General features: G+C 39.8%; 17 protein-coding genes and 2 pseudogenes. 15 read left to right on the top strand and 4 right to left on the bottom strand.

Features of this window, described 5'->3' with window-relative positions; all coding sequences use genetic code 11:
- The first annotated feature begins 86 nt into the window (after positions 1 to 86).
- The 5 genes from fabG to IPI59_14090 all read left to right on the top strand — a co-directional run bounded on the left by fabG (position 87) and on the right by IPI59_14090 (position 7,774).
- The gene (gene fabG, locus IPI59_14110; GenBank protein ID MBK7528647.1) at positions 87 to 848 is read left to right on the top strand and encodes a 3-oxoacyl-[acyl-carrier-protein] reductase; all 762 of its coding nucleotides are present in this window, start codon (positions 87 to 89) and stop codon (positions 846 to 848) included.
- Positions 849 to 1,048: 200 nt separating this feature from the next.
- Positions 1,049 to 1,984 carry an SDR family oxidoreductase gene (locus tag IPI59_14105; protein MBK7528646.1) on the top strand — a complete coding sequence of 312 codons (936 nt, stop codon included), beginning with the start codon at positions 1,049 to 1,051 and terminating at the stop codon, positions 1,982 to 1,984.
- A gap of 75 nt (positions 1,985 to 2,059) precedes the next feature.
- The gene (locus IPI59_14100) at positions 2,060 to 4,102 is read left to right on the top strand and encodes a DUF3857 domain-containing protein (GenBank protein ID MBK7528645.1); all 2,043 of its coding nucleotides are present in this window, start codon (positions 2,060 to 2,062) and stop codon (positions 4,100 to 4,102) included.
- A gap of 326 nt (positions 4,103 to 4,428) precedes the next feature.
- On the top strand, positions 4,429 to 5,796 hold the full coding sequence (locus IPI59_14095; protein MBK7528644.1) for a hypothetical protein: 1,368 nt from the start codon (positions 4,429 to 4,431) through the stop codon (positions 5,794 to 5,796).
- A 187-nt stretch (positions 5,797 to 5,983) separates the two neighbouring features.
- A complete protein-coding gene (locus IPI59_14090; protein ID MBK7528643.1) occupies positions 5,984 to 7,774 on the top strand; it encodes an OmpA family protein in 1,791 nt (596 codons plus the stop codon).
- A 210-nt stretch (positions 7,775 to 7,984) separates the two neighbouring features.
- Here IPI59_14090 and IPI59_14085 read toward each other — a convergent pair.
- A pseudogene (locus tag IPI59_14085) lies at positions 7,985 to 8,751 on the bottom strand (IS5 family transposase).
- Between the two features lie 152 nt (positions 8,752 to 8,903).
- On the opposite strand from IPI59_14085, the gene IPI59_14080 reads away from it, so the two are divergent.
- The 4 genes from IPI59_14080 (at position 8,904) to IPI59_14065 (ending at position 15,138) form a co-directional block, all read left to right on the top strand.
- Positions 8,904 to 10,097 (top strand): GlmU family protein, encoded by a 1,194-nt coding sequence (locus tag IPI59_14080; GenBank protein ID MBK7528642.1) that lies wholly within the window; start codon positions 8,904 to 8,906, stop codon positions 10,095 to 10,097.
- A 450-nt stretch (positions 10,098 to 10,547) separates the two neighbouring features.
- Positions 10,548 to 10,694: a hypothetical protein gene (locus IPI59_14075; protein ID MBK7528641.1), complete on the top strand. Its 147-nt coding sequence runs from the start codon at positions 10,548 to 10,550 to the stop codon at positions 10,692 to 10,694.
- A 5-nt stretch (positions 10,695 to 10,699) separates the two neighbouring features.
- The gene (locus tag IPI59_14070) at positions 10,700 to 13,150 is read left to right on the top strand and encodes a T9SS type A sorting domain-containing protein (protein ID MBK7528640.1); all 2,451 of its coding nucleotides are present in this window, start codon (positions 10,700 to 10,702) and stop codon (positions 13,148 to 13,150) included.
- 98 nt (positions 13,151 to 13,248) lie between these two features.
- Positions 13,249 to 15,138: a T9SS type A sorting domain-containing protein gene (locus IPI59_14065; GenBank protein MBK7528639.1), complete on the top strand. Its 1,890-nt coding sequence runs from the start codon at positions 13,249 to 13,251 to the stop codon at positions 15,136 to 15,138.
- Between the two features lie 383 nt (positions 15,139 to 15,521).
- Here the strand turns inward: IPI59_14065 and IPI59_14060 are convergent.
- Positions 15,522 to 16,315 (bottom strand): annotated as a pseudogene (locus IPI59_14060) (transposase).
- A gap of 674 nt (positions 16,316 to 16,989) precedes the next feature.
- Here IPI59_14060 and IPI59_14055 point away from each other — a divergent pair.
- The 6 genes from IPI59_14055 (at position 16,990) to IPI59_14030 (ending at position 22,622) form a co-directional block, all read left to right on the top strand.
- Positions 16,990 to 17,817 carry a M48 family metallopeptidase gene (locus IPI59_14055; GenBank protein MBK7528638.1) on the top strand — a complete coding sequence of 276 codons (828 nt, stop codon included), beginning with the start codon at positions 16,990 to 16,992 and terminating at the stop codon, positions 17,815 to 17,817.
- Between the two features lie 134 nt (positions 17,818 to 17,951).
- Positions 17,952 to 18,248: a thioredoxin family protein gene (locus IPI59_14050; protein MBK7528637.1), complete on the top strand. Its 297-nt coding sequence runs from the start codon at positions 17,952 to 17,954 to the stop codon at positions 18,246 to 18,248.
- 62 nt (positions 18,249 to 18,310) lie between these two features.
- On the top strand, positions 18,311 to 19,204 hold the full coding sequence (locus IPI59_14045) for a hypothetical protein (GenBank protein ID MBK7528636.1): 894 nt from the start codon (positions 18,311 to 18,313) through the stop codon (positions 19,202 to 19,204).
- A 52-nt stretch (positions 19,205 to 19,256) separates the two neighbouring features.
- Positions 19,257 to 20,084 (top strand): 1,4-dihydroxy-6-naphthoate synthase, encoded by an 828-nt coding sequence (locus tag IPI59_14040; GenBank protein ID MBK7528635.1) that lies wholly within the window; start codon positions 19,257 to 19,259, stop codon positions 20,082 to 20,084.
- Positions 20,085 to 20,356: 272 nt separating this feature from the next.
- Positions 20,357 to 21,016 (top strand): murein L,D-transpeptidase catalytic domain family protein, encoded by a 660-nt coding sequence (locus IPI59_14035; protein MBK7528634.1) that lies wholly within the window; start codon positions 20,357 to 20,359, stop codon positions 21,014 to 21,016.
- Positions 21,017 to 21,149: 133 nt separating this feature from the next.
- Complete coding sequence (locus tag IPI59_14030) at positions 21,150 to 22,622, top strand: DUF4403 family protein (GenBank protein ID MBK7528633.1); 1,473 nt, start codon at positions 21,150 to 21,152, stop codon at positions 22,620 to 22,622.
- A gap of 19 nt (positions 22,623 to 22,641) precedes the next feature.
- Here IPI59_14030 and IPI59_14025 read toward each other — a convergent pair whose 3' ends face one another.
- Together IPI59_14025 and IPI59_14020 are read right to left on the bottom strand one after the other, a co-directional pair.
- The gene (locus IPI59_14025; GenBank protein ID MBK7528632.1) at positions 22,642 to 24,945 is read right to left on the bottom strand and encodes a CHAT domain-containing protein; all 2,304 of its coding nucleotides are present in this window, start codon (positions 24,943 to 24,945) and stop codon (positions 22,642 to 22,644) included.
- Positions 24,946 to 24,958: 13 nt separating this feature from the next.
- A complete protein-coding gene (locus IPI59_14020) occupies positions 24,959 to 25,606 on the bottom strand; it encodes a tetratricopeptide repeat protein (protein ID MBK7528631.1) in 648 nt (215 codons plus the stop codon).
- Between the last annotated feature and the right edge of the window lie 68 nt (positions 25,607 to 25,674).

The following is a 25,674-nucleotide window of genomic DNA, read 5'->3' as shown; positions in this document are numbered from 1 at the left end:
AATAGGTTTAGCGGTAAACAAGAAATTTTATCATAGAATTTGATATTTATATTTTATCATTTTACAGTACATTATTAAAATAGTCTATGTCGCAATTATTACTGCAAAATAAAGTAGCCTTAATTACCGGCGCCTCGCGGGGTATTGGCCGCGCTATTGCCGAAACCTTTGCCCAGCATGGTGCTGCCGTGGCTTTCACTTATATTTCAGACTCGTCGGCTGAAAAAGCCTTGGAGTTAGAAACCCACCTGCAAAACTATTATGGCATTAAGGCAAAGGCTTACCAAAGTAATGCTGCCAGTTTTAGCCATGCCGAAGCCTTGGTAAATAATGTATTGGCCGAGTTTGGCACCATAGATATTTTAGTTAATAACGCTGGCATTACCCGCGACAACCTAATGCTTAGAATGACCGAAACCCAATGGGACGATGTGATGAATAACAATTTAAAATCGGTGTTCAACTTAACCAAACAAGTACTTCGCCCTATGTTAAAGGCAAAAATGGGCAGTATAATTAACCTTAGTTCTATTGTTGGTATGCGTGGCAATGCTGGGCAGGCCAATTATGCCGCAACCAAAGCGGGCGTTATTGGCTTTACAAAATCGGTAGCACAAGAGCTTGGCTCGCGCAATATACGCTGTAATGCTATTGCTCCCGGCTTTATTGAAACCGAAATGACCCACACACTCGATGAAAAAACCAAAGCCGATTTTTTGAAAGGCATACCCATGCAGCGCTACGGCAAAGCCGATGAAGTGGCAAACGTAGCCCTGTTTTTAGCCAGCGATTTGGCAACTTATGTGAGCGGACAAACCATTAGCGTTTGCGGTGCTTTAAATTGCTAAAAAATTTAATTCGATTGATGATGTCAGCAGATAACCAAGTTGAAGGGTAATATTTTTAATATCATCCGGAAACCAAAAACGGTTAAACAAAAAAATTATCCGGATAAATTAATTGAAATCATTAAATTAATATACACACTTAATAATAAAGGTCTATCAACATAAAGTATTTTTTTATATATTACTAATTTACAGCTTTAATGCGTGTACTTATAACGGGTGCTGCCGGATTTTTAGGCTCGCACCTTTGCGATAAATTTTTAGCCAATGGCTACCAGGTAGTAGGCATGGACAATTTATTAACCGGAAGCTTGCGTAATATTGAGCATCTTTTTCCACAAAAAGATTTTTCTTTTTACCACCACGATGTTACCAAATTTGTTCACGTTCCGGGCGATATACATTATATTTTACACTTTGCTTCGCCTGCAAGCCCTATCGACTATTTAAAAATGCCTATCCAAACCTTAAAAGTTGGGGCTATGGGAACGCATAATTTGTTGGGTTTAGCCAAGGCAAAAAAGGCACGTATTTTAGTAGCCTCTACCTCTGAGGTGTACGGCGACCCCTTAGAGCACCCTCAAACCGAAGAGTATTGGGGCAATGTAAACCCAGTTGGCCCAAGGGGTGTTTACGACGAGGCCAAACGTTATATGGAGGCATTAACAATGGCCTACCATAACTACCACGGCATTGAAACACGCATAGTGCGCATTTTTAATACCTATGGCCCCCGGATGCGTATTGACGATGGCCGAGCTTTGCCCACTTTTTTAAACCAGGCAATGAACGGCCAAAACCTTACCGTATTTGGCAGCGGGCAGCAAACTCGCTCTTTCTGTTATGTCAGCGATTTAATTGATGGGATTTACCGCCTGTTACACAGCGATTATCACCTACCCGTTAATATTGGCAACCCCGAAGAAATTACCCTTACCCAATTGGCTACCGAGGTGATTGAGTTAACCAAGGCTAAGGTAAAAATTGATTTTAAACCTTTACCACAAGACGACCCCAAACAGCGTCAACCCAATATTACAAAAGCTAAAACCTTGCTAAACTGGTTTCCTCAAGTAAGTAGGCAAACCGGAATGGCCCAGACCTACGCCTATTTTAAAGAGATTATGCAACCTTAAAAAAAAATGCTGATACGGCTTTTTGTGAGTGGGTCAATTGCGAAGCAAAACATCCAATCATTATATAAATAAAAAATGAAAAATCAACTAACTACCTTTTCTCATTTTGTGTTAGCTAAACTTGCCCTTGCTGTTTGTGCAACTATACTATTTTTTGGTTTTGAACCGCAGTTAAAAGCGCAAGATGCCGAACCTGACTTAAATATGCTGCTCACTGTTTTGGGCTTTGAGTTGCCTCAATGGGATACCATACCTAAGTTGGAAACATTAAGCCCCGAAGAGGCCAAATTGTCGGCAGTAGTAATAACAGACCGCCGTTTGCACCAATATCAAGCTTCGCCCGATGACCCACAAAGCGCCGGATATCTACATTTGCTAACCGAGCACAAAATTATACGCATTAACGACGACAAAGCTGTTGAACAATTTAATAAAGTATATATTCCATTAGCAAACGATGCCGAAATTGTTAATGTTCAAGCCCGTGCCATTAGCGCCGATGGCAATAAAATTATAAATTTAGATAAAACTGCCATTAAAAACTTAGACAATGTTAAAGGCTACTCGAATATAAAATTGTTTGCCATTGAAGGAGTCGAAATTGGTGGCCAAGTTGAATACTTATACTCAATACTTAAAATAGACGATGATGTATTTGGGCGCGAAGTTTTTCAGAGCGATGTAGCCGTGCGCGATGCCTATTTTGAAATTATAAGCCCAAAATCGCTTGAGTTTGAAGCAGTTGGCTACAATGGTTTTCCGAAATCAATGCTTAAAACATCCGGAGATAAAAATATCCTATCCTGCTCCGTACATAATTTGCCCGCCTTATATGAAGAAACCTATTCAAATTTGCGCGCCAACTTAGCGCGCATAGATTATAAACTAGCCTACGACCGCAACCATTCGCTACCGAACAGAATGTACTCTTGGGAAGAAGCTGCTACATTTTACAGCCAAATTTTTTATCAACAGCTATCGAAAAAAGAAATCCGGAAAGAAATTAGCAAAACTTTAAAGCCTTTAAAATTAAAGAAATTATCTGTTGCGCAAAAAATATCGGCTATTGAAAATTATTTGAAAGATAATTTTGTGGTTACTGATGCCGCCGGCCCCGAGTTTGCGCGCATTGAAAACATGCTCGATAAAAAAACAACCAGCGAAATAGGCATGACGGTATTAATGGTAGCTTTGCTATCGGAGGCCAATATTACCCACAATATAGTACTTACCAGCAATAGAACCGAATATCGTTTTGATAAAAACTTTGATAATTGGGGCAATTTTACCGAAATATTATTGTTTTTTCCGGAGACGAAACAGTTTATTATACCTTCTTTAGTGCATTTTAGGGCGGGTATTGCGCCGTATCATTTAGCTGGCCAATTTGGGTTGTATATTGACCCAAAAACACATAAGGGGCAAGTAATGGAAATACCTATGCCAAAGGCAGCAGCTACTAACAATACTATTGATGCGAAAATTAATTTTGATGCAAACATGAACCCCAAGGCAAATATTATCCATAGTTTTACCGGATACCGTGCCATGGAGTACCGCGTTATTTATCAAATGCAACCCGAAAAAGAGGAGTTGATGAAAGAAATTTTGACCTCGGGCATGAAATCGCAAAACCTGCGCAATACACAAGTAAAAAACTACCAATTTGCCGACAACGCAAAGCCAGATTTACCTTTTACGGTATCGGGCGAGTTTGATGCTACCGACCTGATTGAAAAAGCCGGAAACAACTTTTTGTTTAAAATTGGCAATATAATTGGCCCTCAAACCGAGCTGTACCAAGAGCATGAACGCCAAAACCCTATTGACATGCAGTACCCCGTTGATTATAAGCGCATAATTACCATTGAAATACCACAAGGCTATGTAGTGAAAGGCTTAGACGACCTTAAAATAGATATTTACCAAGACGAAAAAGGCCAAAAAATTAACCGTTTTATTTCGGACTACAAACTTGAAGGCAATAAATTAACTGTTACCGCCAACGAATTTTACGATAAAATAAGTATGCCCGCAAAAGATTACGAAGCTTTTAGAGCCGTGATAAATGCCGCCGCCGATTTTAATAAATTGGTATTGGTTTTTGAGAAAAAATAAACTCTTGAAATTAAAGGTCAAAATTCCATCTTACATGCTTAATCCGGATGTTTTATTTTGTCCTTAAAAAACTATCCGGATTTTTATGCTATGATAAAACGAACTTTGTAAATATATCTTAGTGCTATCACCAAATTGAATAAAGGCTTCGCCTAATTTTTAGTAACATTTTTGAGCTTACTGCCATTTTTTTATACCTTTGTACTTAAACAGTAAGATATTATTTCAGCATAAATTTTTAACTTGTTTAGTGAACGCAACTATAACACCCACTTTACACGTTTACCCTGTTTAACTAAAAAAAATCCCAGTTTTAACCCGTTTTTATGAACAAAATACTTTTACTTTTTGCTTTTACATTGCTGTTTACACTGTCGGCGTTTAGCCAAGATTTTACTGGCTTTACCACCAATGCCTATGCGGGTGTTAATAGCCTCGAAGTTAATCCGGCAAACGTTGTTGGTACTATTTATAAATTAGATATTTGTCCTGCTGCTTTTAGTATTAATCAATATAATAATTATTTAGGCAAACATCCTACCATCCCTACCAAGTGGAAATTACCAAAATTTGCCCCCGTTGATTTTAATACCAACAACGCACCTCGTACCGATATTTACGAGCATGCCCGCTATGTAGGCCCATCGGTTTTATTTGATATTGACCGCTTTAGTGCTTTTGCCGTTACAACGCAAGCGCGCAGTGCCATGTTGGTAAATAATATACCCGCCAATTTAGGCCAAAGCTTTAACGCCGCCGACACACTGGCAAAACAACCAACCACCGGCAATGCTACCGACCTGAAAGTCAATTTTGCAAGCTGGACAGAGTTTGGCGGTACTTATGGGCGTTTGAGCTATTTTAATGGTGGCCACCGAATTAAATACGCCGCACGGGTAAAATATTTGGGCGGTTTGGCAGCACTTGCCGCCGATATAAGCTCATTAGATTATAGCACCACCAACGCCGATACCAATAATGTAACCATAACAGATGCAACTGCCTTATATGCCCATACACCTACTATGAAAATGGGCAAATTCAAATTTCAGGGAAGTGGTTTTGGTTTAGATTTGGGCATTAAATATTCGTTTTATAATAATGTTGTATTTGGTATATCTGTTATGGACATTGGCTCAATTAAATATAAAAAATTAGCACCAAGCGGGCAGGTAAAAGTTGATAATAGTTTTAATGTAGGTAATAATTACGGCTCGGTAGCCGAATTTGACGAATCACTTGAAAAAAATACAACCAATACACCTTCGGTGAGCGAGGTAATAGCTCAAATGCCTACGGCGCTTAGTTTTAATTTTACCGCTTTTTTATGGAAAAACGGCGTTTATGAAGGTGGGGGGTATCATAATTTTTATGTTAGTTTATTGGCTTACCAATACCTTAAAAATACAAATCCAAATGCCGATATACACGTTTCTGCACCGTCAAGTTATACGCTTACTGTTGGTTTTAACAGTTTTAGCACCAACTACGCCTTGCCTTTAACTATTAACGAGTTTGGCGATGTTAGTTTAGGCGGTATGGCGCGGTTAGGCCCATTTATTATTGGCTCAAAAAATGTACTTTCGTCTTTATGGCAAAAAGAGGTGCACACTACCGAAGTGTATTTTGGCTTAAAAATACCATTTATTAAACCAAAACCCACCATTGTTCAAGGTTGCCCCAAACGCTTCTAATATCTAATATCCGGAGAATTTACTACTGATTACACACTCGCCATACATCTTGCAATTAAGAAATAAAATTTTTAAGTATTTTTGGCTTTCTGTTTCTAAAGAAACTTTTTTCTTCATTTTTGCATTGCTATGCTGATATTAATAGCTACATGGTTATATTTTTTTACATCAACTTAATTAAATTTATATGATACTTCGCTTAACTGCATTTGGCAAATTTAGCATTGTTTTGCTTATTTGTGGCTTGTTATTTGGTGCCTATAAAACGGCACAAAATTTAGGATGGATAAAACCTAAAGAAGTTGCCCCATCAACGGTAATTGAAAAAGTTGAATTGCCCGATGCACCCAAAAATGCCAATTCAACCGTTGAGCCTGTAAATGCTCCGCAAGAAAAATTAGCTAAATTAAGTTCGCCGCCGGTAAACATATTAATTTGGGCTTGGAACTCGCAATTGGGATTGCTTTTTGCCAATGGCGGTGCCAAACCTACCGAGGGCAGTATTATGGCCAAAAACGGCGTAAACTTAAACATAACACGCCAAGACGATGTGTCGCAAATGCAGGCCTCGTTAATTAAATTTGCCGAGTCCTATAAAAATAATCCCAAAACTACAGATGGCACCCATTTTGTAAATATTATGGGCGATGGGGCTGCCGCTTTTTTAGCCGGAGTAAATCCCCAACTCGAAAAATTAGGTAAAGATTACCGTGCTCAAATAATTTATACCGCCGGACGCTCGTTAGGTGAAGATAAATTTATGGGGCCACCTGCCTGGAAAGATAATCCACAAACTGCCAAAGGCGGCGTAGTTACCGCTGTATTGCGTGACGGCGACTGGAATATTGTTGTAAAATGGTGCTCAGACAATGGCATTCCGGTTAATACCGATGAAACTACTTACGACCCCGATGCTATGAATTTTATAGCAGCAAATACCTACATAGATGCTTCTGAAAAATATATTAACGGCTATTCCGAAGAACGCGATGAGGTAAAAAAAGGTGTAAAAACCGGAAAAAAAGTAAAAGTGAATGTAGCCGGCGTTACCACCTGGACTCCGGGAGACGTAATGGTGGCTCAAAAAAAAGGAGGCCTAATATCTATTGTTTCAACCAAAGAGTATAATAGCCAAATGCCTTGTGTAATGATAGGTATTAAAAAATGGTTGGACGACAACCGCCCAACTGTCGAAAAACTTATAGAAAGTGTTGCCGCCGGAGGCGACCAGGTTAAAACTTACGCACCGGCCTTGCGCCGTGCCGCCGAAATTGCCGCTAAAGTTTTCAACGAAGAAAATGCCGACTACTGGGAAAAATACTACAAAGGCGTAATTGAAACCGACAAACAAGGATTAAAAGTTGAACTTGGTGGCTCAAGAGCAAACAATTTGGCCGATAATATGGAAATATTTGGCCTTAACCCCGGAAGCGTAAACATTGTAAAAATTGTTTACACCACTTTTGGCGATATTGTAAAAAAACTTTACCCCCAATTAGTGCCCACCTACCCCGCCGCCGATGATGTAATTAATACCACTTTTTTAGAGGCAGTGGCAAAACGCGCCGGCAGCAATATAGCAAGCCCCGACAAACCCGAATTTAGCCCCGACAATACCATCCGCGAAACAATTAGTAAAAAGAACTGGTCTATTGCCTTTGAATCGGGCAAAAGCACCTTTACCCCCGCCGCACAACAAACCCTTGACCAACTGTTTAACGATTTAGTAATTGCCGGCAACCTAAAAATTGAAGTAAACGGCCATACCGATAATGCCGGCGATTTTAACGAAAACATGAAACTATCAGAGCGCCGCGCCTTTGCCGTTAAAGAATGGCTCGAAAAAAAATCGCCTTCAAACTTTCCCGAAGGCCGCATAAATATTACTGCACATGGTAGCACCAAACCCATTGCCCCCAACGAAACCCCCGAAGGCAAAGCCAAAAATCGCCGGGTTGAAATTGTAATGGGTAAATAGAAATTTACATTTGTGTGCATTAAACGCATTGAAAAAGTTGAAGTATAATGCGATATAGAATAAACCATCCGGATATAATTTTATCCGGATGGTTTTTTTATTTTACAACCCATCACATTTCTAATCTAAAATATTTTTATATTGCACGCATTAATTAACGATCTCATTATGAGTAAACTCAGTATGGTAAACTAAGAGCCTGTCTAAATTTTATTTTCTAATTCTATTAAGCATCAATTTTATCATGGCAAGTTGGATCATTGTCTGGCTCGTTTCGGTTTGGAACTCAAAGTCTTTACTCAATCTTCGATAGCTTTCGAGCCATGCAAAAGTTCTTTCAACAATCCATCTTTTGGCAATACTTCGAATTTCGAGGCTGTATTCGATCTACTTACAACCTCAACCACCCACCCAAACGTTTTGCGGGTATTTTCAATTAACTCGCCTCTATACCCGCCATCAGCTACTATCTTTACCAATCTGCAAAACCTGCCTCTGAGGTCAGCTATAACCATTGGGGCTGATTTACTGTCATGCTCATTTGCCGCATGAACCACAACCGCTAAAAGTAGTCCCATTGTATCTACAATAATATGCCGCTTTCTGCCTTTAACTTTTTTACCCCCGTCAATCCCTCTGCACAAGCCTCCGACGCTTGTTGTCTTTACGCTCTGGCTATCAATTATACCAACACTTGGCGATGAAGCCCTGCCTGCTTGCTTTCGAGTCTTATCCCTGAGTATTTCATGGATGAGTTCTATCGTCCCATCCTTCTTCCACTTGGTAAAATAGTAGTAAACAAGCTTCCATGACGGAAAATGGAACGGCAGCATGCGCCATTGACAGCCAGTTTTAAGCAAATAGAACAGCGCATTAAAAATTTCTCTTAAACTGTGTTTTCGTTTCCGTTTGTCGTCTAAAATGCCTAATATTGCACTCCATTGACTATCGGTGAGACTGCTTGGGTAGGTTTTCATTTTACTTTATGTGTTTGATTTTCATAAAGCTATGAATTATTATTTAAACGTCAAACTGATAGTCTTTTATTCACATCTCTTTTAATAACTTTTTTCCTATCAATTTTTAGGACTGGCATGCCAATTTTTAATTTTTAGACAGTCTCTAAGTCATGGCAAAGATACAAATTATACTTTTTGATGATGTAGAATGGCAACAGCTATTGCCTTTAACACATACCCGCAGTGCGGCAACTTTGCGCGTGGGCATTTTAACTTTGGCCGAAAAATGGGCGGCTTACTCCGGATTACCAGTTGAAATTTACACCCAACCTTATTTACAAGCATTGTATCCAAATGAATATCCGGAAGAAAAATCAGCTTTTAAAATTTGGGTAAATAGTGCCATAATTCCAAATGCCAAACTGGTCGATTCTATTTGCCAAATTCCACCAAACTACATAGCCTTGCACCCTCAAACACATAAAATTGTAGCTGCTTGTACCCCCGCCTCTGTGCAGCATCCACCGACACATACAGCTATTAAAGATAATGTTGTTTTGTTGCCCAACTACAAAATGCTAACCCGCCCTTGGGACATTTTTACCCTTAACGGCACCGAAATTGAAAACGATTTTGCCCTTTTAACTAAAAATAAACAAAGCCAGCCACTCGGCGCGTTTAGCCAGGCACTAAACCCTAATAATAATATTTTTATAGCACCCGGTGCTAAAATTCAGGGTGCTTTTTTAAATGCCACCGAAGGCCCAATTTATATAGGCCCAAATGCCGAAATAATGGAGGGCAGCACTATAAGAGGGCCGTTTGCCCTTTGCGAAGGTGCTACGGTTAAAATGGGGGCAAAAATTTACTCAAATACTACCATTGGCCCTTATTGCAAAATAGGTGGCGAAGTAAGCAACAGCGTTTTTTGGGGTTATAGCAACAAAGCCCACGACGGGTTTATTGGCAACTCGGTAATTGGGGCGTGGTGCAATTTAGGTGCCGATACCAACTGCTCGAACCTTAAAAATAACTACAGTTTAGTAACTGCCTGGAGCATGGTTGAGCAAGCATTTATAGATACCGGATTACAATTTTGTGGCTTAATTATGGCCGACCATAGCAAGGCCGGCATTAATACCATGTTTAATACCGGAACCGTTGTAGGCGTTTGCTGTAATGTGTTTGGCGGAGGCTTTCCAAACAAATATGTTCCGGCTTTTAGCTGGGTGGACGCTGACAAAAACCTCGAAGCCTACCAACTGCCCAAAGCCCTGCGCGACATTAACCGTGTAATGGCAAGGCGCAACCAAACGCTTTCAACCGCCGAACAAGCGGCCCTAACTGCAATATTTTATGAATAATTCCCCGCCCGTCTAGCTAATAGTATAAATCCTGATTCTGACAATTTACGGAAGCAAAAGAAAAATTATGGTTCAGAAATTTTTTGCCCAAACATATACAACTTAAAATAAATGCCGTAAATTGCCGCTGTATTTAACCATATAACCGCCGTTTGCTATGATTTTTTGCTTTGCCACCCTCCGCACCGGCACCCTCCGCGCTTTAAGCAAGGGCAGGGGTAAATACTAAGCCCGTAGCTCACCGCCTTGTATTTATCCCTATCCCCCTCATCCGGAAGATTAACCCACTTCTGCGCCCCTCCAAGGAAATAACCCACCCCTGCACTCCAAGGGGGGGAAGTTGCGAAATCTTGCTAATCCGTTAATCCTATAAATCCCTGTTTCAGACAATATCCGGAATAAAAAACCACAAATCAAACCCATTTTTTAACTTCAAAAAAAACATTTTAAATGAAACATTTTTTTCTTAATTTTGTAGGCATTATACCTACAACAGCCCAACAGCCCAACAGCCCAACAGCCCAACAGCCCAACAGCCCAACAGCCCAACAGCCCAACAGCCCAACAGCTATAATATTTTTAAACCAACAAAGGTAATAATTATGGCGCTACTATTTATACTTAGTAATATGGCGGTGCGGGGGCAAGAACCCCTAAATGACTGCCTTGACAATATAAATTGGGTGCCCTTGGGTTTGGCAGGCCCATGCTCGCCGCTTGTTATAAATGGCGACCAAATTTGGACACCAAACAATAATTATTTTGTTTGGCAAGGCTGGGTAAACCCCGGCGACCCCATTAATATTAAAGTGCCAATTGTAGTTGAACAAGGCGCAAAACTCGAAATATATGGCCTAGATATAGGTTTTGCCCCGCATTGCAACCTTGTTGTAAAGCAAGGAGGACGTTTGGTTTTAGGCGACTCTAATGGTACGCCCGCGTATTTACACGGATTATGCCAAAAAGTATGGCAGGGTGTTCGTATTTTGGGTCCCGGTAGCAATGTCGCCAGAACTTATGACGACTATAATGACGGAGACGGCATTTGGCCCAATTACGCCACCTTTACAAATACAGGAAAAGCACTAATAGAAGATGCCGTAATAGGTATAGCTGCCATTGGTGAGCAAGTTTGCGAACCTGTTTACCCCTATGGTATTGATATATATACCGGATTTCATGATGCGGTGCGCAACGATATTTACCCTTTTGATGACACCCCCGTTTTTTCGTTGCCCAACTATATTACGCCTAACAGCAATAATTTTGAAGGTGGTGTTATTAAAACTTCGTTAGGGCTAAACTTAAATAAATGCTTCTATGGCATTGGCTTGTATAAATACGACAACCTGCCACCGCTGGGCAAGGCAAATGATTACACCTCCATTGAAGCAACCCTGTTTACAGCAACCGCTCCACTCCCAAAGCCCTTTGGCAACCACCAACCCCCGGTAACTACTACCGAAGCAGGCGTTTATTTTACCGAATACAAAAACTTGGTTATCGGAGAGGCAAGTAATATTAGTATTTACGACAAAAATACTTTTACTGCTATTAAATTTGGAATAAAGGGGCACATATCGAACAATATTAGCATTAAACAAAACCTTTTTACAAATTGCTATTCGGGGGTATATTACCAAAGTCTGCCATTAATTTGGCTTTTCGACAATATCGTAATTAAACACAATAATTTTGACGGCTGCCGGTATGCAACCGAACTAATAGGCTCGCGCAATGCACAGGTAGCCTGCAATGCCGTAAACCTTAATTTTACCGGACAAACTGTTATGGGTTCGCTTATACGAGGTACACATTTTAGCATTGTTGAACACAACGACTATTTAAATACCGACGAAGGGGTTATTGCCTACAATAACCACAATTTTAATACTACTATTCGCAAAAACTATTTTAAAGACAACTGGATAGGTGTTTATGGCATTGGCAATAACACCCCTATTAATGTGCGCTGCAATGCTTTTAGCGACCACAATATAGCCATTGGCACTTTTTTAGACCAAAATTCCACAGGGGCTTTTAGCGACCAAGGGGATTGTATTTCTCCTTTTTTTGATTACCCGATGAACTATTTTTCGCACCCCAACCAGCCACAACTTTGGGATTTATATACCGATGTTGCGAGTATTAGTTATGCCTATGCCTACGACAATCATTATCCGGAAATTACCCCAACTATTAACGATATCCTGTGGATAGATCCGGAAGATGGCTGTTCAGGTGACTCTTATATTGCCTTTCCCACTTTAGCAGCGCTTACGCAATATTTTTGTCCCGGAGATATTACCTGCGAATTAAACTCAGAGATAGCCCCTCCAGAAAGCAACGACAGCCTTATTAACCAAATAGCCCATGCAGCCTGGATTTACCAACAAAATGCCGATGACAGCGAACTAAAAGAACTTGAAGCACAGCCCAACAGCCTTTCGGTGCGCGTACTGCTGCCCTGGTATTTACAAACAAAACAATACGAAAAAGCAACTGAAACCTTGTCGGCATTTAAACCCATTAGCAGCGATGATACCTATTTAGTTGAGTTTTATAAAATAGCAATAACTGTATATCAATCGGGCAGATATTTAAACGATTTAACGGAAGAGGAATTAGATACGCTAATTAAAATAGCGCGTTACGACCAATCCACTTCGTTTTATGCCCAAGCATGGTATAGTTTGGCAACGAACCGGCATTATTTATTGCCCTACCCCAATTTGCCTGAAATTTTGCAACCCAAACAAGGCGATGGAAGCCAGCAAACCGGCAAAACAACAGGACTTGCAAATACAGGTTTTACGGCAAAAATGGTGGGCAATAGTTTAACCTTGTTTTATGCCAATACCGCTATTAACCAAACCAAAGTGCAGCTAAAACTATTCGACCTGCAAGGCAGAATATTGTTTAATAGCAGCCTGTTGTTTACCAATAATGCAGCTACCATACCTTTGGGCAATTTACCCGCAGGCATTTACTTATTACAAGCTGTTTTAGACAACCAAAAAATTTATACCCAACAAATAACCATTTTAAAATAATTAATTAATAGCAATAAAACAACCACAGTTGCTATTAAACAATTAACTACTGCATAGCTGGCAGTTGTGGTTGTTTTGCTTAAAAACAACTTTATACCATGAGAACAATTAATATTATAATATATTTACTTGTTGTATTAGCAAGCCTGCAATACGCAAATATAGCAGAAGCCCAGAACAAATATTTTAGCAAAAAATATGCGTGGACCAAACTAACTGGCACCTTTGTTTATCCCGATATCATGACCGATACCAGTTTTTGTGCTGCTGCCACAATTAAAAAAGAACAAAAATCTCCGAACTATATAGTCGCCGCCATTGTAAACTTAAAAGGCGATACCCTTAAAAGCAAAATTATACAATCAGATTATTGGCATACGCAAGTTTCTTCGGTAGTGTGCGACCCCGTGAGGCAGCGCTGTTATTTAGGCGTTACCGCTGGTAATGATGAGGATATACGGCAGGTAGCCATGGTTATAGAACTTAACTATAATTTAGATTCGTTGAGTACCTTAATTTTTGAAGATTTTGACGAGAAAAAAAATAACTTGGTTAGTGTTTGTTACGATTTAGAAATTGATGAAGCGCATGCAATTTACCTTTCAAAAACTGCATGGGTAAAATATGCTATGGGCGATAGTGGCAGGCGTTCGATAGCAAAAATTGATACCAATTTTAGCGTTGTTTACGATACCTTGTACGATTATATAGCTGAAAACCCCCACCGCGATAATTATTTTCACTTGCTCAATTTAGGGGGTGGCTTATTATTGGCAAGCGGTGGAGCGAACTATGTCCACAACCTTTCGTGGCTAAATAAAGGCGATATACTTGTTGAAATAATAAAAACCGCTACGGGCGATATTGCCAAATCGGCAATTTTTAATTTTCATAATGGCGACAGGATGGCTGCTGCAAGTAACCCATATATTGACGAGGAGGGCAATTTTTATTTCACCACCTTACATACCAATAGCCCCGCTACCAATAGCGAAAATCACCACACGGGCAGGTTAAAATTAGACCGGGAATTAAATTTGGTTTGGTATAAAGATAGTTTGTGTAGCAACTGTGTTCCCGTATTTGGTGAGGGTCTTTTAAAAAATAAAACGGGTTATATGGTTTATGCAGCAATTAGTCATGGTGACTCAAAAGCGAAAGAAAGTATTGTGTTGATGAAAACAGATAGCACAGGCAAAAAAATAGCGCATAGGCATATTTGGTACGATGGCAATAACAAATATAGTACGAGGGCAGAGGAAAGTATCTATGAGTTAAGCGATGGTAGTTTGTTATTTATTGGCTGGGTTTGGTTTGTTAATGGCGGCGATGAAGATGGTTATTATATGGGCGTTATCCACACCAACTGCATGGGCTTACTCACTGAGCCAAAAGCCAGCTACGAAATTGCCCAAAACGAGGGCTTAACCCTAAAGCTCAAAAATACCAGCCAATATGTTTACCCCGATAGTATAGACGGCGGTTTTTATGTTGTTGATTGGGGCGATGGCTCAAAAGATACTATCACTACCGATAAAGAGCCTACGCTAATCCATACCTACGCCCAATACGGCACCTATGATGTTGTACTTTATGGCTGGGTTTGCAACGACCTTAGTGTTTATGGGCAGCCACTGGGCATTTGGCCCGTTGGTATAAATTCCCCCCCGTGGGGGGGCGAGGGGGGGGATTCCCCCTCAGTGAGGGGGTTAGGGGGAGTTCCTCCTTCGGAGGCGTTAGGGGGAGTAACAACCAACCCCGCCCACCAAACGGCTACTATAACCCTCAACCCCAACTATACCCATTTAATACAACAAGGCGAATCCCTTGAAATTTTTAACACCCAAGGGCAGTTGGTTAAAACCGTTCCTTTATCATCAGGAGGGGAAACCACCACGTTTACCACAGCCAACCTAATATCCGGAATATATTACTGCCGCCTTCAAAACGATCCGGAGATAGAAGGCGTTAAAATGGTGGTGTGGTAATTTTTTAGGTAGAGGAGCATCTTGCCCCTTCTAAAATTCCGTAAACAATGAATTGAACTTGCCGAAACTTCTTGGTTCGGGTAATAAAGATTATAATACTACCACCTTCGGGGTAGTTTTTATTTGGTTTTTTTGTGTTTTAGGAGTAATGGACATTTTTAATGCTATTTTTTAGACGCTTGGTTCAAGTGGACATTTTTAATGCTGTTTTTTTATTCACTTTTTTACATTATTCTTGAATATTTTATTTCTTTGCATGTCTGTAAAAACGGAAACAAGCTCTGCTGGGGAGCAACTTGTCAGGGATAAAACAGATGCTTGACGAAAATGTCTTATCAAAGGCTTACTGTATATTGTAAGCCTTTGATATTTTCAGAAAGCCCTTATACCTTTAAAAACCCATCTATAAATTTCATTTTCCGTTTCATTGATAGGCCATTATGGTTTCTTAATTTGTTTTTTAAATCTGCGAAATGTCCATCAATAGCATTGGTTGTGTTAGGTATTTGAAGTTCCCTGTTATCGTGCCAAGTAAACAACCAGGTAAATTATTCTTCAAACTACGATAAGCACTTCTAAGCCTTTTATGCGTATAAAACGATTTGTTTGTAGTCGGATTTACAGTTCTCTCGTTTAGAAACACTTTCCATTTTTCAAGCCATAGCCCTAATGTTCCGACAAAGCTTTCTTTGTCTGTTTGCTTCATCAAATCTACAACATCCATCAGCTCTTGTGCAGCTTTTAGCTTTGGCTTACGGGTCAAATATCTTCGAATTATTGCTGCTTGATGAAACTGGCACATTTGAACAGGAATACCCTTAAACGACGCAATTAAGCCTTTTCTTCCGTCACAAACAATAGCCGAAATAGTAAAACCTCGCCTTTTTAACTCCTTAATTCCTTCTATATACAGCGCATTTGTCTCTGTCTTCACATAATATTTCAAAAGGTTTTCTTTGGTGTAGGCATCTTTAAAAAGCATTAAGCCAAAACCTCGCTCCCAATAGGTGGTGTCCATTAATACAACGACTACTCTACCTGTTTTTTCCGTAGCCACTATTTTAATCTTGTCTAACCGCCTTTGAATCGTTTTAACAGAACAATTATACTTGTGAGCTAACTGCAAATAGGTCTGTTTACCACTTTTGTATTCTTCCCATATTTGCTCGTTATTGATGCGTTGCCCACCTAAAAATTGTTTATTACAGCAGGCACATTTATATCGCTGTTTACCTTTTACTAACCCATTTTTCTTGGTAACAGAACTACCGCAGTAAAAGCACTTTTTTTATTCATAACCTTTGATTGTCCTCAAAGCTAATAATATTAAGCTTTCTAGACGATTTTAGCATCATTTTTGTCCATTAAGCCGTGTTTTATAAGCATTTCACCTCTTCGGGGTTTAGCAGCCGCTTGCGCAATCATCCGGAGATAGAGGGGTTAAGTTTCTGCTCTATTAATTCCCACTTTTGAGGGGATTTAGGGGGAGTTTTTCCCCTCCTCGGAGGGGCAAGGGGTGGGTTAATCCTATAAATCCCCATAATCCTATAAATCAAGGTTCAAGACAATTTCCGGATAAAAAAATAAAAATTAAGGCAATCATAGAATCCTATAAATCCTGTTTAAACAAAAAATTAAGGATGTTATTTTTTCTTAAATTTTGTTCTAAACCGAGCTGTTTGCTATATTAAACGAAGCTGTTTCGCAAAGGTCGAAATAAACAGTGTAAGATTTCGTTTTGAAATTTGTATCTTTGCCTTATTTTTTAATGAATTGGGCTAATTTTTAATCCGGATTTAACACTTGTTTACTACATATTTGTTTAATTTAGTTCTATTTTTTCTGTAATTAATGCCAATTCAAAAAACTATTTTTCTTAAAACATATCAACAGGCTATAAATTTTACTGCCAATTACTATCTAATTTTAGGCTTGTTCAGTTTGGTTTTAATGATTACACCCCAAAAAACAACAGCGCAATGCAACCCCGATGAATGGATTGAAGGTTGGTACGACTGGGCAAAAGGTTGGCAAAATTATGCCTTAGACCAGTTTCCAATAACAGATGCCGAAGAAATGGCCTGCGGCGACACTATGCACTTGGCTGTTACTAAAGACTACCAATTAATACCGCTTGCTCAGCACCCTAAAGGTGGCGTTTTGCAGCAAATTCTTCAAAATTTGGCGCAATACAAGCAGCGCAAAGGTATTAATTACACTTTGTATATAATAAAAGATGATAAAACATTAAACGCTTTTTCAATAGCAGGCGGTCGTATATATATAACTACCCGCATGATTAACTACGCCAACACTTTAGACGAGCTGGCCTTTGTAATAGCTCATGAAATTGCCCACGTTGAACAAAAACATGCTGCCCGCAAAATTCAAACAATTATTGCCAGCCGATATTACCTTGCCGAAAACGGTGATTTTGGCGCAGCTATTGCCAACGCGCTAACCTCGCCATTTGGCCAAATTGACGAGTACCAAGCCGACCGCGCCGGCGCCGACCTTGTTATTGCCGCCGGCTATGATGCCCGCAAAGGCTTAGACTTTTTTGAACGCATGGCAACCACCGAACGCTACGATTCTATTGAAAAAATGGTGCGCACACACCCTTATTCGGCTGAAAGATACGCTTGCTTGCACGATTATTTGAACCAAAAAGGAAAATAATAAATAACGACTTGGCATATTAATTGCACTTATTTGATTTTAGTTTTTTATCCGGATACCACAAGTAAATTAACAAAAAAACAGTACTTAATTCAACCAAACATAAAGCCCACTCCTACAAATTGACTTATTTTATGAAATTTTTATTTAGTTTGTTTTTACTAACCTTTTTTAGCTTTATGCCAGCCTTTAGCCAAATTACCGAGTTGAAACCGGGCGCAGCTTCAAGAAATGAACAGAGCGAGGCCGGTATTCAATTTTTTCATGGTTCATGGGAAGAGGTACTGAAAGAGTCGAACACAAAAAACAAACCTATTTTTATAGACGTTTTTACCAGTTGGTGCGGCCCCTGTAAAAAGATGGCGCGCGACGTTTTTACCCAACCTAATGTAGGCGATTTTTTAACGAATACTTCATTAACTATAAAATAGATGCAGAAAAAGGCGAAGGCCCCGAAATTGCTAGCAAATACGGTGTCAGAGCCTATCCTACCATGTTGCTTTTGTCGCCCCAAAAACAAGAAGTACTGCATACTATTGTAGGTGGACGTAGCCCCGAACAACTAATTGACGAGGCGCGCAAGGGTATTAACAACACCGAGATATTGGCCGACTACGAAAAGCAATTTGACAGCGGAAACCGCGAAATAGCTTTCTTACAAAAATATTTAAAAGAATTGAGCGTAACGGGAAAAACTAATGATAAAACAGAGGCTGTAACGAAAGCATTTATTTCCGGATTATCAAAATCTGATTACCAAAATCCGGATAATTTAAAACTACTATTTAATATGGCCACCGATATTGAGTCGCCAGCCATCAAAGCAATACAATCCAACCGCAAAGCCTTCAATAAAGCCTTTACCGCCGAAAGAGTTTCGACAACCTTGCAACGCGCTGCATTTAAAGCTGTTGATAAAGCCATACAAGCTAAAGACCCCAAACAAATGGAAACTATTACCGCTTTGCTTAAAAAAGAATCGGGCAAAGAAGGTAAACGCTATGTTATGCTGGCCAATCTTAAATTTTATAAAGGCGTTGAAGACTGGAACAGTTACCTCAAAATTGCTCAAAAAAACCTTACCTCTAACGAAACTGATGCTGTCGTGTTAAACGATGCAGCTTGGCAAGTGTATTTACATAGCGACGACCCTAAACTGATTGACAAAGCAATCGCTTGGGTTGAACAATCAATAGCTATAAAAAGCGGTTATCATAACAACGATACTTATGCGGCACTATTGTTTAAAACGGGCCGGTTAGCCGAAGCATTAGTAGCTGCCGAAAAAGCTATTGCCTTAGCTAAATTAGAGAAAAAATCGTCAAAATCAACACAAGAATTAGTGAACAAAATTGTAGCACAACGCAAATCGGCAACTACAAATTAAACGGAACTCCACACTAACTATCTAAATAAGTAACCCCGCCTTAATTAGTTCCATGCAAATTGGTTTTTCGCCCTGTCCTAACGATACGTTTATTTTTTATGCCTTGGTGCATAAAAAAATACCAACAATGGGGCTTTCTTTTGAACCTGTTTTGGCCGATGTGGAGGCTTTAAACCAAATGGCTTTTTCCGGAACTTTACCTATTACAAAATTATCATATTTTGCCTATATGCACGTAGCTAACCATTATCAACTATTACATTCGGGCAGTGCTTTAGGTAAAGGATGTGGCCCTTTGTTGGTGGCACGTAAGCACATAAATCTTGCTGAAGATGGCTATCATAACCTGCGGGTTGCCATACCTGGCAAATACACTACGGCTAATTTGTTGTTCAGTATAGCATATCCGGAGGCAAAAAACAAAACCGAAATGCTTTTTAGCGAAATTGAAGATGCCGTAGCCAGCGGGCAGGTAGATGTTGGCGTAATTATTCACGAAAATAGATTTACCTACCAACAAAAAGGTTTAGTATGCCTTTGCGATTTGGGCGCTTTTTGGGAAACAACCACAAAACACCCCATTCCGTTAGGCGGCATTGCTATACAACGAAGCCAACCACAAGCAATAAAACAGGCAGTAAATACGTTAGTAGGGCAAAGTGTACAATGGGCATTTGCCAACCCCGCCCAAACCATGCCATACGTGCGCCAATATGCCCAAACCATGAACGACGAAGTTATGAAGAACCACATAAACCTTTATGTAAACAATTATACGCTCAATTTAGGAGAAGATGGCCAAGTTGCCGTTCAAGCATTAATGCAAAAAGCCGTAACCAATCATCTAATACCCCACTTGGGCAATGATATTTTTGTGTAATCAAGTTTTGAAGCAACAAATATATTTTGCAATTATTTATCTCGTTTCATCAAACCCCAACCAAATTAGTTTAACCAATGCAGCAGTATCAAACCCCAACTAAAACTTTTAAAATAAAGTTACACCAAATTGTTATGGCGTTAGCCCTTATTTTAATTGCACAAGTTGGAGCGTATATTCAGTCAAAAATTGCGCATAATAATATAATAAACTCAGATGCAAATATATCAACCGCATCGTTAATTAATTTAAGTACCGAGCCTGCTTCGGTAATGCAGTTTAACGACTGTTTGTATAATTTGTATGAATTATTTGAGCTTGAAAAATATCAATTGCAAGAATCTGTATTTAGGCAAGCTATTACCGGATATGTAAATTTGAGGCAACAAGGCCAATTAAAAAATCCGGATATTTTAACCCTTATTGATTTCACCAAACCATCAACAGAAAGACGTCTGTATATGCTCGATATGAAAAACCATCGGGTAATAAGGCATTCGTTGGTGGCACACGGCAAAAATAGCGGAAATAACTACGCCAACAGTTTTTCTAACACCGTATCGAGTTTACAAAGTAGTTTGGGCTTTTATGTAACCGGCGGCACTTACGAGGGCGAACACGGCTATTCGTTGTATTTAAATGGCATGGAACCAGGTATTAACGACAACGCTCGCGAACGCGCTATAGTTATGCACGCCGCTAAATATGTTTGCGAAGAATATATACAAAAACATGGCCGTCTTGGGCGTAGCTGGGGATGCCCAGCCGTATCAACCAACGAGCACGAGGCTATAATTAGCACTATTAAGAACGGCTCTTGCTTGTTTATTTACCACAACGATACCCGGTACAGCCACAAATCTCGGTATTTAGATAAAAACCGGGCGGCAAATTGGCTCATGGCACAACCACAGGGCTGCGCCTTACTGTAAACCCCCCAAATTCAACTAATGTTTTATTTGATGCAGTTTAACCATTGACTTGCTGTTGCGGCATTTTAGCTATCTCTCAGATTCCGTTTTATAAGTATAAAAGCTACCTTCCCATTTAATACTATTTTTTTAGATGCGCTTCATAGGCCAAATACCTTCTGTCCGGATAAATAAACGCTATACAGTATGGTGTAGCTTGTTTATTTTGCTGCTTTTTAGTATTAACGCTTGCAAAAATTCGGTCAAGAAGCAATTTGTACGACTTGAACCACCTTCGCCTGCCCTGGTGCAAGCCACCCTCGAAAAACAATTGTCGGCACCCGAATCGTTTTTTACCATGCCCATAACCCTTGACCTTAAATTGGTTGAGCGCATGATTAACGAACAACTTGGCGAAGAACTATATACCTTAACAAACGACGAATTGCGCAGTAGTTTTCCTAAAATTAACGCCGACAATATACATGTAACAAGGCAAGGCCCCATAAGCGTATCAACTAGCGATAATTTAGTAAATATTTCAATGAATATCCGGATTGCGGGCGGTGTAAAAGCGGCACTATCCGGTCTTGCTTCGCCGCGAAAAGAATTAGATATTGAAGCAAAAATTGGCGCATCTATGTATTTTTACATAGATGATACCTGGAATTTACGCTCGGTAACAACGCCTAAATCTGAAGTTACAAAGGGGCTGAGTTTTGATGTTTTTGGTTATGAAATTTCGTTAAATAACCTCACTCAAAAAGTATTCGACAAGGTTTTGCCCACCATGATGCCCGGCATTGACCAAGCTATTAGCGACCATATTGACCTTGAAAGTACCGTGCATAATTTTTGGAATGAGTTAAAAAAAACTGTCTTGGTTACCCCATCGCCCAAGCCTGTGTGGGTGCAGTTTCAGCCCTCCGAAATGATGTATTCCCCTCCGGTAAGTTATGGCACCAATGCTTTAAAAATGAGCATCGCGCTAAAAACAAAAATTGTTACCTCAATTGGCCATAAGCCTCAACTAAGCATAGAAAGATACCCTCCGGCACCTATAAAACAGGTTCTAAACAACGATGACGGATTTTCTTTAAACATGCCGGTGGTAGTATTGCTCGATTCGATAAAACCTTTAGTACAAGACCAGCTTAAAGGCTTGAGTTTTGTAGTGCCGGGCAGTAACAAGCAGGTTGTTGTTAACGATATTGAATTGATGGGCAACGGCAAACAATTATTAGCTAAAATTGGACTGGGTGGCCAGTATGTGCAGGGAAATATATATGTGGTGGGTACACCTGTTTACCATAAAAACACCAAAACCATACGTTTCGAAGACTTTGACTATACCCTCGAAACAAGTAATTTATTAAAAAAACAGGCATCGTGGCTTATTAATAAGCTATTTTTAGATATGATACAAGAACGTCTTAGCTACGACCTTACAAACGACCTGATAAATGCTCAAAAAAGTATTTCTGAAGCCATTAATGGCTATCAATTTAATATGGGGCAGCTAAACAGCCATATCGAAACCCTTGAACCCACCAATTTACAGTTCGATAATAATGTGCTGCGATTAGACTTGCAGGTAAAAGGCAAATTAGATTTGCATATTAAATAGGTGTTTTGACTTTGTGGGTCTAAGTAAGCCGGCTGCTTCCGGATTTATTTTTATGCCTCGCAGCCATATAGACTAAGCCAAATCCTAATAATAAACTGCCAATTATAACCCACCACCATTTAAAATTACCCCATCCGGCATTAACGGTTAAAGGGTCGGTATTGCCTATTACAATAAAGCCAGCCCAGTAGTAGGGGTGTGTATGTTCGGGCGGGGCTACCTGTAAATAGGCTTGTTTTGCCTTTTGTAAGGCAAGGTGTTTGGGCATTCCATCCTGTAATAATTTGGTAAATGTTTCCATAATTATGGCGGTAGCTTGGCTGGGTACGCTCCACAAACTCATGGCTACCGAACTACTACCCGCATAACTAAAAGCCCGAGCAAGGCTCATTATTCCCTCGCCCCGGGCAACACGCCCCAAGCCGGTATTGCAGGCACTAAGTATAACTAAATCGGCATTAAGGTGCAGGGCATACATGTCCGATAAGTCGAGAAAGTGATTATTGGCGTTTACTTGTGTTTGGGTGAATACTAATTTTGAGTTGTTGGCAATGCTGTCGTTTATAATGCTGTGTCCGGCTACTTGCACAACCCTGTAATTAGCAACAGTAGTTAAAAATTGGTCTTTTGTGGCTTGTTCGGCAACAAAGGCATCGCCTTTCCACCTGTGCGCAATATTGGCAACAGTTTGGCGGGCTTCGGGCAGGTCGGTTAGGTTTTTGGTTAGCGAGTCGGCGGCTAAAAGGGCAGAATTATACAAGGGTGCGTAGCCTCCATAAGTCAATAAATTGGTATTGTGGCTTGGTGGCTGTGCAAACTGAACCGTAGCTGAAAACGCATAGCTAATGGCAGCATGTTGGCCTAAAAGGATATTATTTTGCGTGTTTTTTTCGGGGTTTTGTGTTGATGTGCTTTGTTGTGGGTCAATAATAGGCAAAACATCAAAAGGCAGTAAGCCCAAAACTCCGTCGGGGGCTATTATTATGAAATTAGCGCCTTGTATTGCGGGCACAACTGGTTGTAATAACCACTTTGAAAGGGTGTATGCTAATTGCTGATAGGCTTTTTTGGACGTTTTATGCTGTGCATAATTGGTAAAATGCGCATTGAACTTTAAAATGGTTTCGTTCAAATTATCCGGATAAAAAAATTGACTTATAATAACTGTATCTTTATTGAGGGCAAATATAAACAACGCGCTGTCTCCTAAAAAATACGAAAGATAAGCTGTTTTTGGAACTAAACTCTTTTGAATATCGGCAATGCTTAAGGTTTTTGTATTATGTTTAATCTGGTAATAGGCTGGATACTCAGATTCTAAGGCAGCAATCATTTGCTCGTATTGCTTTTGATGCCGTAGTAAACTATCTTGCAGGGCTATACTATCCGGATATTCGATGATATTTTGTTGTGCTTCTGCAACCAAATTGCGCAAGTTTTGTTCGGTTTGCATTAATTCATCCGGAATTTGTGAGAATGCTTTGCCTTGTAAATCGTTAAGTGCTAACCGCAAAATAAAAGCACGACTTTCCTCCATCAAATTAAAAGCCTGTTGCTGCCATTTAATTTGTTTTGTTTCATTGAAAAGGGCAAGACATGTGCTAATTGCCTGTTCGTAAACGTGGTAAACATGCTCTGAAACAGTTATTTTATCGTCTTCGCTGCCAAAGGTTTTTAAGGCTTGGGCACATTTTAAGCTAAGGATATAATAAGTTAAGGCCTGAATTTGTGCGGCAGTATCGTTGGGTAATATACTTGCAATCGCACGGCCTTTAAGGTGTAAAGCTGTCATTACCCACGAGTCGACAGGTAAGTTTTGAGCTAAGGGCATGGCTTGCCAACTCGAGTCGGTAAGGGTGGGCACAACGGCCATTAAAGCGTAGTGATAATTTTTTAGCGCCTCTTTTTTGTTCTGTATTTGCAGTTGAAAATTGCCTAAATCAACGTATAACATGGCTAAATCGCGGCCTTGTGCGTTGTGCGTATTTTTGGCGTACTGTATGGCCGTTTGTATGCTTGATATAGCGGCATCTAACTGCCCTAATTTATCTTCGAAAGAGGCTAACGAGCTATAAACACGGCTTAACAGGTAATTTGTACGGTCGTTTTGCGTTTTTTTAAGCAACTGAATAGCTTTTTGAGCTGCTGTTTTGCCTTTTTGGTATTGTTGACTTTGGTCGTAAATAAACAGCAGTACGTTATTAATTATTATTGCCTGCTGCGTTGCCGACAAATCGGGCAAATTTTTTACTTCGTTGTATAAGGCCTCAATTTTGTTGTATTGGTTGGTAAAGTGGTAAACAGGAGCAAGGTCGCAAAACACATCATCAATTGCTTTATTTTGTTTGTTTTTTTTTAGCCATTCTCAAGGCTTTTTCTAAATAGACAGTCGATTTTTTGTAGGCTAAATTTTTGCTGTGTGCTTTGGCGGCATTTCGGTAGGCATCAATAGTCCAGTTGTTTTCAATATTTAAAATATTGGCTAAGGTTATGGCTTTTTCGTAGGCAATTAAAGCTGCCTGTGGTTGGTTTAAACGGCGGTGCGATATGCCTTTGCGCACATAAACGGCTAAAAGTTGTGCTTGTTGTTCGTTTAAATTTTGGGTTATATTTTCAATAATGGTATCACAAAGGATTAATAGCTGTAAATACTCGGCAGGCTGGGTTGCGTCATACATAGTTACTGCCATGTGCGCCATGTTTGCATAAGGTATCCATTGTTGTGCATGGGCAAATTGTTCGGCGGCTTCTAAGTAACAGTTAAAAGCCAAATTATTACTGTCAAGGCTATGCCAAAATACTGCTGCCAACCTACATTCGTTGGCATACGAAGTGTCGGTCAAAATGGTATTAATTTTATTTGTGTCGGGCAAGGGTAAACTTTGACCTTGATTGCCCTGGTTTTGGGCTTGCAAGGTTGCTATATACTTTGGAAACGACAAAGCACATGCCAACAATAAAATACCACCAGTAAATAGTTTCATTCCTTTAACATTGTTAATAAGTGATTAATTAAACTAAATTGGCTGTAAAAACTGGCACTAACAATTTA

Source organism: Sphingobacteriales bacterium, assembly GCA_016706405.1.
In the GTDB taxonomy this organism is placed as follows: Bacteria; Bacteroidota; Bacteroidia; order Chitinophagales; family UBA2359; genus BJ6.
The sequence above is the reverse complement of the archived record's forward strand: the minus strand, read 5'-3'. Positions and strand labels throughout refer to the sequence as shown.

Coding starts and splice junctions, on each gene's coding strand:
- fabG (MBK7528647.1), top strand. CDS start 87: ATGTCGCAATTATTACTGCAAAATAAAGTAGCCTTAATTACCGGCGCC.
- IPI59_14105 (MBK7528646.1), top strand. CDS start 1,049: ATGCGTGTACTTATAACGGGTGCTGCCGGATTTTTAGGCTCGCACCTT.
- IPI59_14100 (MBK7528645.1), top strand. CDS start 2,060: ATGAAAAATCAACTAACTACCTTTTCTCATTTTGTGTTAGCTAAACTT.
- IPI59_14095 (MBK7528644.1), top strand. CDS start 4,429: ATGAACAAAATACTTTTACTTTTTGCTTTTACATTGCTGTTTACACTG.
- IPI59_14090 (MBK7528643.1), top strand. CDS start 5,984: ATGATACTTCGCTTAACTGCATTTGGCAAATTTAGCATTGTTTTGCTT.
- IPI59_14080 (MBK7528642.1), top strand. CDS start 8,904: ATGGCAAAGATACAAATTATACTTTTTGATGATGTAGAATGGCAACAG.
- IPI59_14075 (MBK7528641.1), top strand. CDS start 10,548: ATGAAACATTTTTTTCTTAATTTTGTAGGCATTATACCTACAACAGCC.
- IPI59_14070 (MBK7528640.1), top strand. CDS start 10,700: ATGGCGCTACTATTTATACTTAGTAATATGGCGGTGCGGGGGCAAGAA.
- IPI59_14065 (MBK7528639.1), top strand. CDS start 13,249: ATGAGAACAATTAATATTATAATATATTTACTTGTTGTATTAGCAAGC.
- IPI59_14055 (MBK7528638.1), top strand. CDS start 16,990: ATGCCAATTCAAAAAACTATTTTTCTTAAAACATATCAACAGGCTATA.
- IPI59_14050 (MBK7528637.1), top strand. CDS start 17,952: ATGAAATTTTTATTTAGTTTGTTTTTACTAACCTTTTTTAGCTTTATG.
- IPI59_14045 (MBK7528636.1), top strand. CDS start 18,311: ATGTTGCTTTTGTCGCCCCAAAAACAAGAAGTACTGCATACTATTGTA.
- IPI59_14040 (MBK7528635.1), top strand. CDS start 19,257: ATGCAAATTGGTTTTTCGCCCTGTCCTAACGATACGTTTATTTTTTAT.
- IPI59_14035 (MBK7528634.1), top strand. CDS start 20,357: ATGCAGTTTAACGACTGTTTGTATAATTTGTATGAATTATTTGAGCTT.
- IPI59_14030 (MBK7528633.1), top strand. CDS start 21,150: ATGCGCTTCATAGGCCAAATACCTTCTGTCCGGATAAATAAACGCTAT.
- IPI59_14020 (MBK7528631.1), bottom strand. CDS start 25,606: ATGAAACTATTTACTGGTGGTATTTTATTGTTGGCATGTGCTTTGTCG.